This is a genomic window from Luteimonas dalianensis (assembly GCF_049339425.1).
GTDB classification, from domain to species: domain Bacteria; phylum Pseudomonadota; class Gammaproteobacteria; order Xanthomonadales; family Xanthomonadaceae; genus Luteimonas; species Luteimonas dalianensis.
Genome location: NZ_JBMPPO010000001.1, coordinates 145155 through 158317 on the forward strand (window position 1 = coordinate 145155; position 13163 = coordinate 158317).

12 protein-coding genes are annotated in these 13163 nt (G+C 69.1%); 9 read left to right on the top strand and 3 right to left on the bottom strand.

The window, feature by feature from the left end; translation table 11 throughout:
- The first annotated feature begins 41 nt into the window (after window positions 1-41).
- Genes ACOZ90_RS00700 through galU form a run of 5 tightly spaced genes read left to right on the top strand, consistent with a single transcriptional unit; the run spans window position 42 to window position 5405 of the window.
- Window positions 42-344, top strand: a complete 303-nt coding sequence (locus tag ACOZ90_RS00700) for an integration host factor subunit beta (protein ID WP_422891711.1) — start codon at window positions 42-44, stop codon at window positions 342-344.
- Window positions 345-380: 36 nt separating this feature from the next.
- Entirely contained in the window at window positions 381-1565 is a 1185-nt protein-coding gene (gene lapB, locus ACOZ90_RS00705) for a lipopolysaccharide assembly protein LapB (RefSeq protein WP_422891713.1), read from the top strand.
- A 20-nt stretch (window positions 1566-1585) separates the two neighbouring features.
- Window positions 1586-2602, top strand: a complete 1017-nt coding sequence (locus ACOZ90_RS00710; RefSeq protein WP_422891993.1) for an MraY family glycosyltransferase — start codon at window positions 1586-1588, stop codon at window positions 2600-2602.
- Window positions 2599-4506 carry a polysaccharide biosynthesis protein gene (locus tag ACOZ90_RS00715; RefSeq protein WP_422891714.1) on the top strand — a complete coding sequence of 636 codons (1908 nt, stop codon included), beginning with the start codon at window positions 2599-2601 and terminating at the stop codon, window positions 4504-4506. Before ACOZ90_RS00710 ends, ACOZ90_RS00715 begins: the two co-directional genes overlap by 4 nt.
- Window positions 4503-5405 carry a UTP--glucose-1-phosphate uridylyltransferase GalU gene (galU, locus tag ACOZ90_RS00720; protein WP_422891715.1) on the top strand — a complete coding sequence of 301 codons (903 nt, stop codon included), beginning with the start codon at window positions 4503-4505 and terminating at the stop codon, window positions 5403-5405. The genes ACOZ90_RS00715 and galU overlap by 4 nt, the downstream gene beginning before the upstream one ends.
- 49 nt (window positions 5406-5454) lie before the next feature.
- Here galU and ACOZ90_RS00725 read toward each other — a convergent pair whose 3' ends face one another.
- From ACOZ90_RS00725 to ACOZ90_RS00735, 3 genes are read right to left on the bottom strand one after another with little or no spacing between them, the layout of a single operon-like run.
- On the bottom strand, window positions 5455-6660 hold the full coding sequence (locus ACOZ90_RS00725) for an acetyl-CoA C-acyltransferase (protein WP_422891716.1): 1206 nt from the start codon (window positions 6658-6660) through the stop codon (window positions 5455-5457).
- Between the two features lie 14 nt (window positions 6661-6674).
- Entirely contained in the window at window positions 6675-9047 is a 2373-nt protein-coding gene (locus ACOZ90_RS00730) for a 3-hydroxyacyl-CoA dehydrogenase/enoyl-CoA hydratase family protein (protein ID WP_422891717.1), read from the bottom strand.
- Window positions 9048-9075: 28 nt separating this feature from the next.
- Entirely contained in the window at window positions 9076-9693 is a 618-nt protein-coding gene (locus tag ACOZ90_RS00735; RefSeq protein ID WP_422891718.1) for a TetR/AcrR family transcriptional regulator, read from the bottom strand.
- A 210-nt stretch (window positions 9694-9903) separates the two neighbouring features.
- Between ACOZ90_RS00735 and ndk the strand changes: the two genes are divergently transcribed.
- From ndk to ACOZ90_RS00755, 4 genes are read left to right on the top strand one after another with little or no spacing between them, the layout of a single operon-like run.
- The gene (gene ndk / locus ACOZ90_RS00740; RefSeq protein WP_422891719.1) at window positions 9904-10329 is read left to right on the top strand and encodes a nucleoside-diphosphate kinase; all 426 of its coding nucleotides are present in this window, start codon (window positions 9904-9906) and stop codon (window positions 10327-10329) included.
- A 42-nt stretch (window positions 10330-10371) separates the two neighbouring features.
- A complete protein-coding gene (gene rlmN, locus ACOZ90_RS00745) occupies window positions 10372-11535 on the top strand; it encodes a dual-specificity RNA methyltransferase RlmN (RefSeq protein WP_422891994.1) in 1164 nt (387 codons plus the stop codon).
- Entirely contained in the window at window positions 11522-12325 is an 804-nt protein-coding gene (gene pilW / locus ACOZ90_RS00750) for a type IV pilus biogenesis/stability protein PilW (protein WP_422891720.1), read from the top strand. Before rlmN ends, pilW begins: the two co-directional genes overlap by 14 nt.
- Before the next feature lie 9 nt (window positions 12326-12334).
- Complete coding sequence (locus tag ACOZ90_RS00755) at window positions 12335-13162, top strand: helix-turn-helix domain-containing protein (protein ID WP_422891721.1); 828 nt, start codon at window positions 12335-12337, stop codon at window positions 13160-13162.
- Window position 13163 lies beyond the last annotated feature (1 nt).

A 13163-nucleotide genomic window follows, 5' to 3' on the forward strand; every position in this document is an offset into this window, starting at 1 on the left:
ACCGGGCCGCCGGCCGCGATTGAAGGGGGCGGAAAGGGTCAATGACCAAGTCGGAACTGATCGAGATCCTGGCCGGTCGCCAGGCCCACCTGAAGGCGGACGACGTCGACCTCGCGGTCAAGTCGGTGCTGGAGATCATGGGCGCATCCCTGGCCGAGGGTGAGCGGATCGAGATCCGCGGTTTCGGCAGCTTTTCACTGCACTACCGGCCGCCGCGTACCGGCCGCAACCCGAAAACCGGGGCCGCCGTGGCCCTGCCGGGCAAGTACGTACCGCATTTCAAGCCCGGCAAGGAACTGCGCGAGCGCGTCAGCGACGTGATGCCCCTGCCGAACGAAGACTGACGGCTGCGGCTGTCCGGATGCCGGGAGCGTGACCGCATGGCCTTCATGACCGAATGGTTCTGGTTCTTCCTGCTGCTGCCCGCCGCGGCCCTTTCGGGCTGGGTGATCGGCCGGCGCGGGGGGGAACGCCACAGCGACAACCAGGTCAGCCGCCTGTCGACGACCTATTTCCGTGGCCTGAACTACCTGCTCAGCGAACAGCCGGACAAGGCGATCGAGCTGTTCCTGCATATCGCCGAGCTGGACAAGGACACCTTCGAGACCCAGATCGCGCTGGGCCACCTGTTCCGCCGCCGCGGCGAGGTGGATCGCGCCATCCGCCTGCACCAGGGCCTGGTGCAGCGCAACGACCTGGGTGACCAGCAGCGGGTACAGGCGCTGCTCGCGCTGGGCGAGGACTACATGAAGTCCGGCCTGCTGGATCGCGCAGAGACGGTCTTCACCGAGCTGGCCCAGCTCGACGACCGCGCGCCGCAGGCGCTGCGGCACCTGATCAGCATCTACCAGTCCGAGCGTGACTGGGCCAAGGCGATCGAGAACGCGACCCGCTACGAGGCCGCCACCGGCGAGCCGATGGGACGCCTGGTGGCCCACTTCGAGTGCGAGCTGGCCGAGCGCCACCTGTCCACGGGCAGCATCGACGAGGCCCGCGAAGCAGTCCGCCGCGCCTATGCCGCCGACTCCAAGTCGGTACGCGCGGGCATCCTCGAGGGCCGGGTGGAAATCGACGCCGGCAACGATACCGCCGCGATCCGTGCCCTGGAGCGCGCCGCTCGCCACGACACCGACTTCCTGCCGGAGATCATCCCGCTGCTGCGTTCGGCCTACGAGCGCATCGGCGACGCCACCGGCGCGCGCAACTTCCTGGCCGAGATGACCGAGCACTACCGCGGCATCGCCCCGGTGCTGGCGCTGACCCGGCTGCTGGAGGCGGAGAAGGGCACCTCGGCCGCGCGCGAGTACCTGACCCGGCAGCTCAAGGATCGGCCCTCCGTGCGCGGCGAGGCGGCGCTGATCGAGCTGACCCTGGCCGACAACGGCAGCTCCGACCCCGTTTCGACCCTGCAGGACCTGAAGCTGATCACCGACCAGCTGCTGGTGCGCAATCCCAGCTACCGCTGCAGCCGCTGCGGCTTCGGCGCGCGCAGCCACCACTGGCAGTGCCCGAGCTGCAAGGAGTGGGGCACCATCAAGCCGCTGCTGAACTACGCGGTGGTCTGAACATGCCGGTTTCGCCGGTGGTGGCGATCGCCTGGTTCGCAGGCGCGCTGGTCGCCAGCGCGGCGGTGACATGGCTGGCATTGCGCTATGCGCGCCGGCGCGGCCTGCTGGATCAGCCCGGCGAGCGCCGCAGCCATGCGGTCGCGACTCCGCGCGGCGGGGGGATCTCGATCACGGTGGTCGTGCTGGCCGCCCTCGTGGCCATGGGGTGGCTGTATCCACAGCTGCGCCCGGTGCTGCAGGTCGGCGCGCTTGGGCTGGTGCTGGTGGCCGCGGTGGGCTGGATCGACGACCACCGGCCGCTGTCGGCCAGGCTCCGCCTGCTGGCCCATGCGCTGTCCGCAGCCCTGCTCGCCGGGGCGCTGCTCATGTCCGGACACGGCCTGCTGGTGGCGGCGATCGCATTCGTGGCGGTGCTGGTGCTGGTCAACGTCTGGAACTTCATGGACGGGATCGACGGCCTGGCCGCCAGCCAGGCCGCGATCGCCGCGCTGGCCTATGCGCTCCTGGCCGGCACGGGAACGCCGGCCGGGCTGCTGGGACTGGCGCTGGCCGGGGCCTGCTGCGGCTTCCTGCCGTTCAACTTCCCCCGCGCGCGGATCTTCCTGGGCGACGTTGGCAGCGGCTCGCTGGGGCAGGTGCTGGCGCTGCTGGTGGTGCTGGTGATGCTGGCGCCCGGGGAGGAGGGTGGCCGGGCCGGCTGGCTGCTGCTGGTACTGCCCCTGGCCACGTTCCTGGTGGACGCAACGCTGACCCTGGGCCGCAGGATCCTGCGGTGCGAGGCCTGGTGGCAGCCCCACGTTCAGCATGCGTACCAGGTCTGGTCACGCAGACTGGGGCATCACGCACCCGTGACCTTGCTGTATGCAGGCTGGTCGGCGGCAGCGGTCGCATTGATGTTTGGCATGACCTTGGTCAACGGCACGTTTATCATTGTGAGCGCTGCGACAGTAAGCTGGTGTGCGGTTTCGGCCGCAGTCTGGCTGGCAGTGCAGGGCGTATCCCGGGACGGCGAAGGACGGACTCAGCAGAAATGAATCATTGGAAGGATCGGGTCATCATCGCGCTGCCGCGCCTGGCGATCGTCGCCCATGACCTGCTCATGGTCTGGCTGTGCTGGCTCGGCCTGCACCAGTTCCGCCTGTCGATGCAGCCCTTCGCGCCCCAGGTGCCGCTGTGGTCGACCGAGATCGCGCTGGTTCTCGCAGTCCAGGCGCTGGTGCTGTGGCGGGTCGGCCTGTATCGCGGGGTGTGGCGCTTCGCCAGCGTCCCGGATCTGATCAACATCCTCAAGGCCAGCCTGTTCGGGCTGTTCGGCATCGTGTTCGCGCTGGCGCTGTTCAACCGCCTCGAACAGGTGCCGCGCACGGTGCTGGTGATGTACCCGGTGGTGCTCACCGCGTTGCTGGGCATGCCGCGGCTGCTTTACCGCAGCTGGAAGGACTACAGCGTCAACCGCACCGACCAGTCCGCGGTGCGGGTGCTGATCCTCGGCGCGGGGCAGGCCGGCGAGGCGCTGCTGCGCGACCTGCGGCGTACCGGGTCGTACGAGGCGGTCGGCTTCCTGGACGATGCGATCAAGCTGCACGGCAGCCACCTGCAGGGCGTGCCGGTGCTGGGCAGGATCGAGGACGTCGGCCGGATCGCGCCGGAGACCGCCGCCAAGCTGCTGATCATCGCCATGCCGTCGCTGGACGCGGCGCAGATGCGCCGGGTGGTGGCCGCCTGCGACAGCACCGGGCTGCCGTTTCGGACGGTGCCCCGGATCGACGACCTGCTGGAAGGGCGCTCGCTCCCGGGCGAGCTGAAAGAGGTCGCGATCGAGGATCTGCTCGGGCGCAAGCCTGTCCAGCCCGACTGGAAGGCGATCCGCGGCTGGCTGGGCGGGCGCAGCGTGCTGGTGACCGGCGGCGGCGGTTCGATCGGGGCCGAGCTGTGCCGGCAGTGTGCGCGGCATGGAGCCCGCCAGATCGCCATCGTGGAGATCGACGAGCTGGCCCTGGCCACGATCGAGGCAACCCTGCGGCGCGATTTTCCGCAGATCCAGTGCGTGCCGGTGCTGGGCGACTGCGGCGACCCGGCGGTGATGCGCCACGCGCTGTCGCTGGCCTCGCCCGAGGCGGTCTTCCACGCCGCGGCCTACAAGCAGGTGCCGGTGCTGGAATCCCAGCTGCGCGAAGCGGTGCGCAACAACGTCCTGGCCACCGAGACCGTGGTCGCCGAGACGGTGCGCGCAGGCGTCGCCAGCTTCGTGCTGATTTCCACCGACAAGGCGGTCGACCCGGTCAACGTGCTGGGCGCCACCAAGCGGCTGGGCGAGATGGTGTGCCAGTCGATGTCGCGGCCCGCCGCGACCCGCTTCGTCACCGTGCGATTCGGCAACGTGCTCGACTCGGCCGGCAGCGTGGTGCCGCTGTTCCGCGAGCAGATCCGCGGCGGCGGGCCGGTCACCGTGACCGACCCGGAAGTGACCCGCTACTTCATGACCATCCCCGAGGCCTGCCAGCTGATCCTGCAGGCGGCGGCGATGGGATCCCGGCACGCGATCTACACCCTGGACATGGGCGAGCCGGTGTCGATCCGGCTGCTGGCCGAGCAGATGATCCGCCTGGCCGGCAAGCAGCCCGAGCGCGACGTGGCGATCGTGTACACCGGCCTGCGGCAGGGCGAGAAGCTGCACGAAACCCTGTTCCACGCCGACGAGCGCTACCGCCCGACCTCGCATCCGAAGATCCTGCAGGCCGAGGCCCGCGGGATCCTGGAGGAGCGGGTGTTCCACGCCCTCGGGCGCATGCGCGAGGCGGTCGGCGAGTACGACCTGGAAACCCTCTCCCAGCTGCTTCGGGACTCGGTGCCCGAGTTCTCCCCACAGACGCCATCCAGCCAGCCTGAAGTCGCCACCGTCGTGGCGTTCCCCGCCAGGCACGCAAGGAAGACATGACCCAGCGCATCCGCAAGGCCGTATTCCCCGTGGCAGGCCTTGGAACCCGGTTCCTGCCCGCCACCAAGACCGTTCCCAAGGAAATGCTGCCGATCGTCGACCGGCCGCTGATCCAGTACGCCGTGGACGAAGCCATCGAAGCCGGCTGCGACACCCTGGTGTTCGTGACCAACCGCTACAAGCACGCGGTGGCGGACTACTTCGACAAGGCCTACGAACTGGAAGACAAGCTGGAGCGGGCCGGCAAGACCAGGCAGCTGGAAATGATCCGCAACCCGCTGCCGGCGCACGTGCGCACGGTGTTCGTCACCCAGCCCGAGGCGCTGGGCCTGGGCCACGCCGTGCTGTGCGCGAAGCCGGTGGTGGGCGACGAGCCGTTCGCCGTGATGCTGCCCGACGACCTGATCTGGAACACCGGCGACGGCGCCCTGAAGCAGATGGCCGACCACGCCGAACGCACCGGCGGCGGTGCGATCGCTGTCCAGGACGTGCCGCGCGAGCGGACTTCAAGCTACGGCATCGTGGCCACTGACGACTTCGACGGCCGCCACGGCGCGATCCGCGGCATGGTCGAAAAGCCGAAGCCCGAGGATGCCCCGAGCACCCTGGGCGTGGTGGGCCGCTACGTGCTGCCGCCGGGGATCTTCCAGGCGCTGGAGACGACCGGGCGGGGCAGCGGCGGTGAGATCCAGCTCACCGACGCGATCGCCGCGATGATCCGCAGCGGCGCCCACTACGACGCCTACCGCTTCCAGGGCACCCGCTTCGACTGCGGCACCCACATCGGCCTGATCGAGGCGACCATCCGCTTCGCGCTCGACCACGAGCAGCTCAGCGAGCCCGCCCGCGCCAGCATGCAGCGGGCACTGGACGAGCTCGGGGTCTCCAGCAACGACTGACATGGCCGCCGCGGCCGTGTAGGAGCGCGTCTTACGCGCTCCTACCGGGTTACAGCGACTCGAAGATGCCGGCGGCGCCCATGCCGGTGCCGATGCACATGGTCACCATGCCGTACTTGTGCTGCCTGCGGCGCATGCCGTGCAGGATGGTGGCGGTGCGCACCGCGCCGGTCGCGCCCAGCGGGTGGCCCAGGGCGATCGCGCCGCCCAGCGGGTTGACCCTGTCCGGATCCAGCTCCGAATCGCGGATCACCGCCAGCGCCTGCGCGGCGAAGGCCTCGTTGAGCTCGATCCAGTCCAGCTGATCCTTCGTCAGGCCGCCCTGCTTGAGGGCCTTGGGAATCGCCGCGATCGGGCCGATGCCCATCACTTCCGGCCGCACGCCAGCCACCGAAAAGCTGACGAAGCGCGCCAGCGGGGTCAGCCCGTAGTCCTTGATCGCCTGCTCGGAGGCCAGCAGCACCGCGCCGGCGCCGTCGCTCATCTGCGAGGAGTTGCCGGCGGTGACGGTGCCGCCGAACTGGCCGTTGCGGAACACCGTGCGCAGCTTCGCCAGCCCTTCCAGCGAGGTATCCGGGCGCGGCCCTTCGTCGGTGTCGGCCACGCGCTTGTGCATCCGGATCACGTTGCCGTCCGGATCCGGCTGGTGGGAGACGATCTCGTAGGGGCTGATCTCGTCGGCGAACTCCCCGGCCTGGATGGCCTTGAGCGCCTTCTGGTGCGAGGCCAGCGCGAACGCGTCCTGATCCTCCCGTGAGACCTTCCACTCCTCGGCCACCTTTTCGGCGGTGATGCCCATGCCGTAGGCGATGGCCACGTTGTCGTCCTTGAACACCCTGGGCGACATCGCGATCTTGTTGCCCATCATCGGCACCATGCTCATGCTCTCGGTGCCGCCGGCCAGCACCAGGTCGGCGGTGCCGAGGCGGACCTGGTCGGCGGCCAGCGCGACCGCCTGCAGGCCGGAGGAGCAGAAGCGGTTGATGGTCTGCGCGGCCACGGTGTCGGGCAGGCCGGCCAGCAGGGTGCCGATGCGGGCCACGTTCATTCCCTGCTCGCCCTCGGGCATGGCGCAGCCGATCACCGCGTCCTCGATGCGGTTGACGTCGATGCCCGGCGCCTGCGCGACTACGGCCTTGAGCACGTGCGCGAGCATTTCATCGGGACGGGTATTGCGGAACATGCCCTTGGGCGCCTTGCCGACGGGAGTCCGGGTGGCAGCGACGATGTAGGCGTCCTGGATCTGCTTGGTCATGGTCATCTTCCTCATCAGTTCCTGAGCGGCTTGCCGGTCTTGAGCATGTGCGCGATGCGCTCCTGGGATTTGGGCATCTGCGCCAGCGCCACGAAGTGCTCGCGCTCCAGGCGCAGCAGCCAGTCCTCGTCCACCTGCGCGCCGCGGTCGATTTCACCGCCGCACAGCACGTCGGCGATGCGCTCGGCGATCTCGTTGTCGTGTGGGCTGATGAAGCGGCCTTCGAGCATGTTCACCAGCATCATCTTCAGGGTGGCGATGCCGACGTCGCCGGCGGCCTCCACCGCGCGCGCGGGCAGGGGCGGGCGGTAGCCGGATTCGGCCAGCGCCAGCGCCTGCTGGCGGGCCACGTGCAGCAGCTCGTGGGCGTGGAAGACCACCACGTCGTCCGGGCGCAGCAGGCCCAGCGCCTTGGCCTCCAGCGCCGAGGTCGACACCTTGGCCATCGCCACCGTCTCGAAGCCGCGCTTGAGCTCGGCCAGCACGTCGCCGCCCGGGCCCGCGGCCTGCGCCGCGCGCACCGCCAGCTCCTTCAGCCCGCCGCCGGCCGGCAGCAGGCCCACGCCGGCCTCGACCAGGCCGATGTAGCTTTCAAGATGCGCCACCGTGCGCGCCGAATGCATCTGGAACTCGCAGCCGCCGCCCAGCGCCAGGCCGCGCACCGCGGCCACCACCGGCACCAGCGAGTACTTGATGCGCTGGCTGGTGCGCTGGAAGTTGGCCACCATCGCCTCGAAGGCGTCGACCTTGCCTTCCTGCAGCAGCCCCAGCGCCCCGGCGAGGTCGGCGCCGGCGGAGAACGGCTCCTTCGGCTGCCACACCACCACCGCGCGCAGGTCGCGCTCGGCAATGGCGATTGCCTCCTGGATGCCGTCCAGCACCTGGTCGCTGACCGTGTGCATCTTGGTCTTGAAGCTGATCACGCCCACGCCGTCGCCGTCCGTCCACAGGCGCACGCCGTCGTTCTCGAACAGCGTCTCGCCTTGGTCGAAGCGCTCGCCCAGCAGCGGATCGGGGAAGCGCTGACGCGCGTAGACGGGTAGGGTGGAGCGGGGCACCTGCTTGCCGGAGTCCGGACTGTAGCTGCCGTCCCGGCCGTGCACGCCGTCGCGCCCGTCCAGCACCCACGCCGGCAGCGGCGCGTCGCTCATGGCCTTGCCGGCCTTGATGTCCTCGTCGATCCACTGGGCCACCTGCTTCCAGCCGGCGGCCTGCCAGGTCTCGAACGGCCCCAGCGACCAGCCGTAGCCCCAGCGGATCGCCAGGTCCACGTCGCGCGCGGTCTCGGCGATGTCGGCCAGGTGGAAGGCGCTGTAGTGGAACAGGTCGCGGAACACCGCCCACAGGAACTTGGCCTGCGGATGGTCGCTTTCCCGAAGCCTGGCGAACTTTGCCGCCGGATCCTTGGTCTTCAGGGTTTCGACCACCTCGTCGGCCGCCTTGCGGTCGGAGGGGCGGTAGTCCTGTTTGTCGACGTCCAGGACCATGATGTCCTTGCCGACCTTGCGGAACACGCCGGCGCGGGTCTTCTGCCCCAGCGCGCCCTTCTCGACCAGCCCCGTCAGCCAGGCCGGCGACTTGAAGTAGCGGTGCCACGGGTCGTCGGGCAGGGTGTCGGCCATGGTCTTGATGACGTGGGCCATCGTGTCCAGCCCGACCACGTCGGAGGTGCGGTAGGTGGCGGACTTGGGCCGGCCAATCAGCGGCCCGGTGATCGCATCCACCTCGTCGAAGCCCAGGTTGAACTCGCTGGTGTGGTGGGCGGTGGCCAGGATCGAGAACACCCCGATCCGGTTGCCGATGAAGTTCGGCGTATCGCGCGCGTACACCACGCCCTTGCCCAGATGGGTGGTGAGGAAGGTTTCCAGCCCCTCCAGCACCGCCTTGTCGGTGTCCCTGGCCGGGATCAGCTCGGCCAGATGCATGTAGCGCGGCGGGTTGAAGAAGTGGACGCCGCAGAACCGGTTCCTCAATTCCTCTGGAAGAACATCGGCCAACTTGTTGATTCCAAGGCCGGAAGTATTGGACGCCAGCACCGCGTGTGGAGCGATATGCGGGCCGACCTTGCGGTACAGATCCTGCTTCCAGTCCATCCGCTCGGCGATCGCCTCGATCACCAGGTCGCATTCGGCCAGCAGCGCCAGGTCGCTGTCGTAGTTGGCCGGCGTGATCCGCGCGGCCAGCGCCCGGTCGGCCAGCGGGGCGGGGCTCAGCTTGCCCAGGTTGGCGATGGCCTTGCGCACCACGCCGTTGGGGTCGCCTTCCTTCGCCGGAAGGTCGAACAGCACCGTGTCCACGCCCGCATTGGTGAGGTGGGCGGCGATCTGGGCGCCCATCACCCCGGCGCCGAGGACGGCGGCGCGGCGTACAAGCAGCTTCTCGGTCATTTACGCAACTCCTTGAAAAGGAAAAGGTTCAGCTCTTGAAACCCGCGGCGGCAAAGCGGATCAGCTCGCTGGCGGCACGGCGCCGGTGTTCGAGTTCACCCACCCCGGACGGCCGCTTGATCAGGCCGAAGTCGGCCATGGCGTAGGTCAGCGCCCCGCCGAGGAAATCCAGACGCCAGTACAGCTCCTGCTTGCTCAGCCCGGGCAGGCAGTCGGCCAGCGCGCGGGCGAAATCCCGCTGCACGTGGCCGTAGCGCTCGGACAGGAAGGCGCGCAGGCCGTCGTTTTTCTCGGCATAGGCGCGGGCGATCACGCGGATGAACGCGCCGCCGCCGCTGCGGTCGCCGGCCAGCGCCAGCGCCGGCTCCACGAACGCCGCCAGGATCGCCTCCAGGTCACCGGGCCGCTCGGCCCGGGCCTGGCGCAGCATGTCCTGGCGCTGGGCGCTCATCTCGTCCATGCGCCGGCGGAACACCTCGTTCACGAGGTTTTCCTTGCTGCCGAAGTGGTAGTTGACCGCGGCGATGTTGACGTCCGCCCGCGAGGTGACCTGGCGCAGCGAGGTGCCGCCGAAGCCCTGCTGGGCAAACAGCTCCTCGGCCGCGCCGAGGATCCGCTCCTTGGTGGAGAACCGGGTAGTGGACATCAAGTCTGGAAAGTGGCCGCAGGAGGGGTTCAAACGCTTGTTTGATACTAGGCGGATCGGCTCCGGCGGTCAAACGCCGGTGTCGCACGGGCTGGGACTGCTGTAGAATCGCTGGCAGCCAAGCTGGCTAAACCCGCGTCCCGCCGCGGGTTTTTAGATGCTAATCTGGGAGGCCTGCCCATGGCCGCCCGCTGACCGGAGACCACCCCCATGGCGCTGGAGCGCACCCTGTCCATCATCAAGCCCGATGCCGTCGCCAAGAACGTCATCGGCGAGATCTACTCGCGTTTCGAAAAGGCCGGCCTGAAGATCGCCGCCGCGAAGATGAAGCACCTCACCCGCGAAGAGGCCGAAGGCTTCTACGCCGTGCACCGCGAGCGTCCGTTCTTTGGCGCGCTGGTGGAGTTCATGATCAGCGGCCCGGTGATGATCCAGGTGCTGGAAGGCGAGGGCGCGATCGCGAAGAACCGCGAGCTGATGGGCGCCACCAACCCGAAGGAAGCCGCGCCGGGCACCATCCGCGCCGACTTCGCCGACTCGATCGACGCCAACGCCGTGCACGGCTCCGACGCCGCGGAAACCGCCGCCCAGGAGATCAAGTACTTCTTTGGCGACGCGGACGTCTACGCCCGCTGAGCACCATCGGCCGCGGATCCATGCGATCCGCGGCCACCCCGCCTGAACCACCGAAGACCCGTGACCGAACCAGCCGCCAAGCAGAACCTTCTTGAGCTCGACCGCGAGGGGCTGGAGCGTTTCTTCGTGGACGTCCTGGGCGAGAAGAAGTTCCGCGCCCACCAGGTGATGAAGTGGATCCACCACCACTACGTCACTGACTTCGAGGACATGACCGACCTGGGCAAGGCGCTGCGCGCCAAGCTGCACGAGCGCGCCGAGGTGGTGGTGCCGCAGATCCAGTTCGAAAAGCCCTCCGCCGACGGCACCCACAAGTGGCTGCTGGCGATGGACGGCCGGAATGCGGTGGAAGCCGTCTACATCCCCGACAAGGGCCGCGGCACCCTGTGCGTGTCCTCGCAGGTGGGCTGCGCGCTCAACTGCACCTTCTGCTCCACCGGCACCCAGGGCTTCAACCGCAACCTCTCCACCGCCGAGATCATCGGCCAGGTGTGGGTGGCTGCGAAGCACCTGGGCAACGTGCCGCACAAGCAGCGCCGGCTGACCAACGTGGTGATGATGGGCATGGGCGAGCCGCTCATGAACTTCGACAACGTGGTGCGGGCGATGAGCGTGATGCGCGACGACCTGGGCTACGGACTGGCCAACAAGCGGGTCACCCTGTCCACCGCCGGCGTGGTGCCGATGATCGACCGCCTGGGCCAGGAGAGCGACGTCTCGCTGGCGGTATCGCTGCACGCGCCCAACGACGCGCTGCGCACGCAGCTGGTGCCGCTGAACAAGAAGTACCCGATCGCCGAGCTGATGGAATCCTGCGTGCGCTACGCCCAGCGCCGCAAGGGCGAGTCGGTGACGTTCGAATACACCTTGATGAAGGACGTCAACGACCAGCCCGAACATGCCCGCGAGCTGGTGCAGCTGATGCGCCAGTTCGACAACCGGCTGCAGATGAAGGACGCGGCCAAGGTCAACCTGATCCCGTTCAACCCGTTCCCGGGCACCCGCTACGAGCGTCCGGACGACGTGGCCGTGCGCCGCTTCCAGAAGCTGCTCAACGAGGCCGGACGGATCGCGCCGGTGCGGCGCCCGCGCGGTGACGACATCGACGCTGCCTGCGGCCAGCTCAAGGGCCAGGTGATGGATCGCACCCGCCGCCAGGCGGAGTTCCGCAAGCGCCTGGCCGAGGGCTCCGATGCGCGCGCGTGACGCGCTGCTGCTGGCAACCGTCCTGGCCGTGACGGCCACCGCCTGTTCGCGCCTTTCCTTCATCAAGCCCAGCGCCGAGCGCGGCCGCTACCACCAGGTGGCGCCCGACTACAGCTATTCCGACAGCCGCGGCAGCCGCGAGCGCGCCCAGGTGCGCAACCATGTCGCCGAGGCCGGGCGCGCCCTGAACGCGGGCCAGACCGACGTGGCCGTGCGCGAGGCCGAGGCGGCGCTGAAGATCGACCGCAACGCCCCCGACGCGCTCACCATGATGGCGCTGGTGGAAATGGTTCGCGGCAACAGCGAGCAGGCCGGCCGCCATTACGCCGCCGCCGCCGGGCATGCGCCGGAAGACGGCGCGATCCAGAACAACTACGGCGCCTGGCTGTGCCGCGAAGGCCGGGCCGCCGAATCGATGGCGTATTTCGAACGCGCGGTGGCCGCTCCGGGCTACAACCGGGCCGACGCGCTGGCCAATGCCGGCGCCTGCGCCGAGGCCGCCGGCCGCGGTGACCGCACCGAGTCCTACCTGCGCGCGGCCCTGCAGCTGGATCCGGAAAACAGCGTGGCGTTGTCAGCGATGGCCGAATACCAGTACCGTAGTGGCAATTATCTGGATGCCCGCGCGTTTTCGCAGCGGCGGCTGGCGGCGGCGCCGGCCACGGCGGACGTACTATTGCTTGCATCACAGATCGAAGAAAAGATGGGCGACACCACCGCCGCCGAGCGTTACCGTCAGCAGCTGGGAAGGGAGTTCCCGGGCGCAGTGCAGCAGAATTCCGGGGGATAGCAGTCCAACATGTCATCGGCAGCGAACGCAGGCGCGCCCGATCAGGGGGCCGGGCTCCGCCTCAGACAGGCCCGTGAAGCCGCAGGGCTCGGGGTATCCGAAGTCGCCGCAGCAATGCGGGTACCGGCGCGCGTGGTCAAATCGCTCGAAGCGGGCGATTGGGATCGCCTGGGCGCGGCCGTGTTCGTGCGCGGCCAGCTGCGCAGCTATGCCCGCGCCGTCGGCCTGCCGCCGGAGGCCCTGCAGCCGGCCGATGAGCTTCCCCCGGTCACGCCCCCGGAACTGCGCCCGCGCACCTTCACCCCGCGCTACCGGCGCATCGCCGAGCAGGCGGCGCGGCGGATGGTGTACGTGGTGATCACCGCCACCCTGGCCGTTCCGGTCTGGATGGTGACCCGCGGCCACATCGACGGCGATCCGCTGGAAACCGCTTCGCTCGACCTCCAGGTTGCTCCCGGGGCCGACGCGGCCGCCGACGTTTCCCGGCAGCAGCGTCCGTTCGTGGCCTCGATGACGCCGATCCAGTCGCGCCGTCCCGCACCCGTTGCCACGCCCGACCCCGCGTCCAGCGCACCGGCCCTGTCGCTGCGGTTCACGGCCGACAGCTGGGTGGAAATCAGCGCACCCGGTGGCGCCCGCCTGGAGCAGGCGCTGGTTCGCGCAGGCGAGCAGCGCGACTACGACGGCGGCGAAGTCGGGCAGGTGGTGCTGGGCAATGCCGGCGCCGTTGAAGTCAGCCGGTTCGGCGATATTCAGGATATCGCGCCCTTCCAGCGGGCGAACGTGGCGCGCTTTACGGTATCCTCCGACGGTTCGCTCGCCCCGGCTGGCGACTGAC

What these genes read in the sequence shown, in the direction of transcription:
- ACOZ90_RS00700 (WP_422891711.1), top strand. Translation starts at nt 42, where the DNA reads ATGACCAAGTCGGAACTGATCGAGATCCTGGCCGGTCGCCAGGCCCAC.
- lapB (WP_422891713.1), top strand. Translation starts at nt 381, where the DNA reads ATGGCCTTCATGACCGAATGGTTCTGGTTCTTCCTGCTGCTGCCCGCC.
- ACOZ90_RS00715 (WP_422891714.1), top strand. Translation starts at nt 2,599, where the DNA reads ATGAATCATTGGAAGGATCGGGTCATCATCGCGCTGCCGCGCCTGGCG.
- galU (WP_422891715.1), top strand. Translation starts at nt 4,503, where the DNA reads ATGACCCAGCGCATCCGCAAGGCCGTATTCCCCGTGGCAGGCCTTGGA.
- ACOZ90_RS00725 (WP_422891716.1), bottom strand. Translation starts at nt 6,660, where the DNA reads ATGACCAAGCAGATCCAGGACGCCTACATCGTCGCTGCCACCCGGACT.
- ACOZ90_RS00730 (WP_422891717.1), bottom strand. Translation starts at nt 9,047, where the DNA reads ATGACCGAGAAGCTGCTTGTACGCCGCGCCGCCGTCCTCGGCGCCGGG.
- ACOZ90_RS00735 (WP_422891718.1), bottom strand. Translation starts at nt 9,693, where the DNA reads ATGTCCACTACCCGGTTCTCCACCAAGGAGCGGATCCTCGGCGCGGCC.
- ndk (WP_422891719.1), top strand. Translation starts at nt 9,904, where the DNA reads ATGGCGCTGGAGCGCACCCTGTCCATCATCAAGCCCGATGCCGTCGCC.
- pilW (WP_422891720.1), top strand. Translation starts at nt 11,522, where the DNA reads ATGCGCGCGCGTGACGCGCTGCTGCTGGCAACCGTCCTGGCCGTGACG.
- ACOZ90_RS00755 (WP_422891721.1), top strand. Translation starts at nt 12,335, where the DNA reads ATGTCATCGGCAGCGAACGCAGGCGCGCCCGATCAGGGGGCCGGGCTC.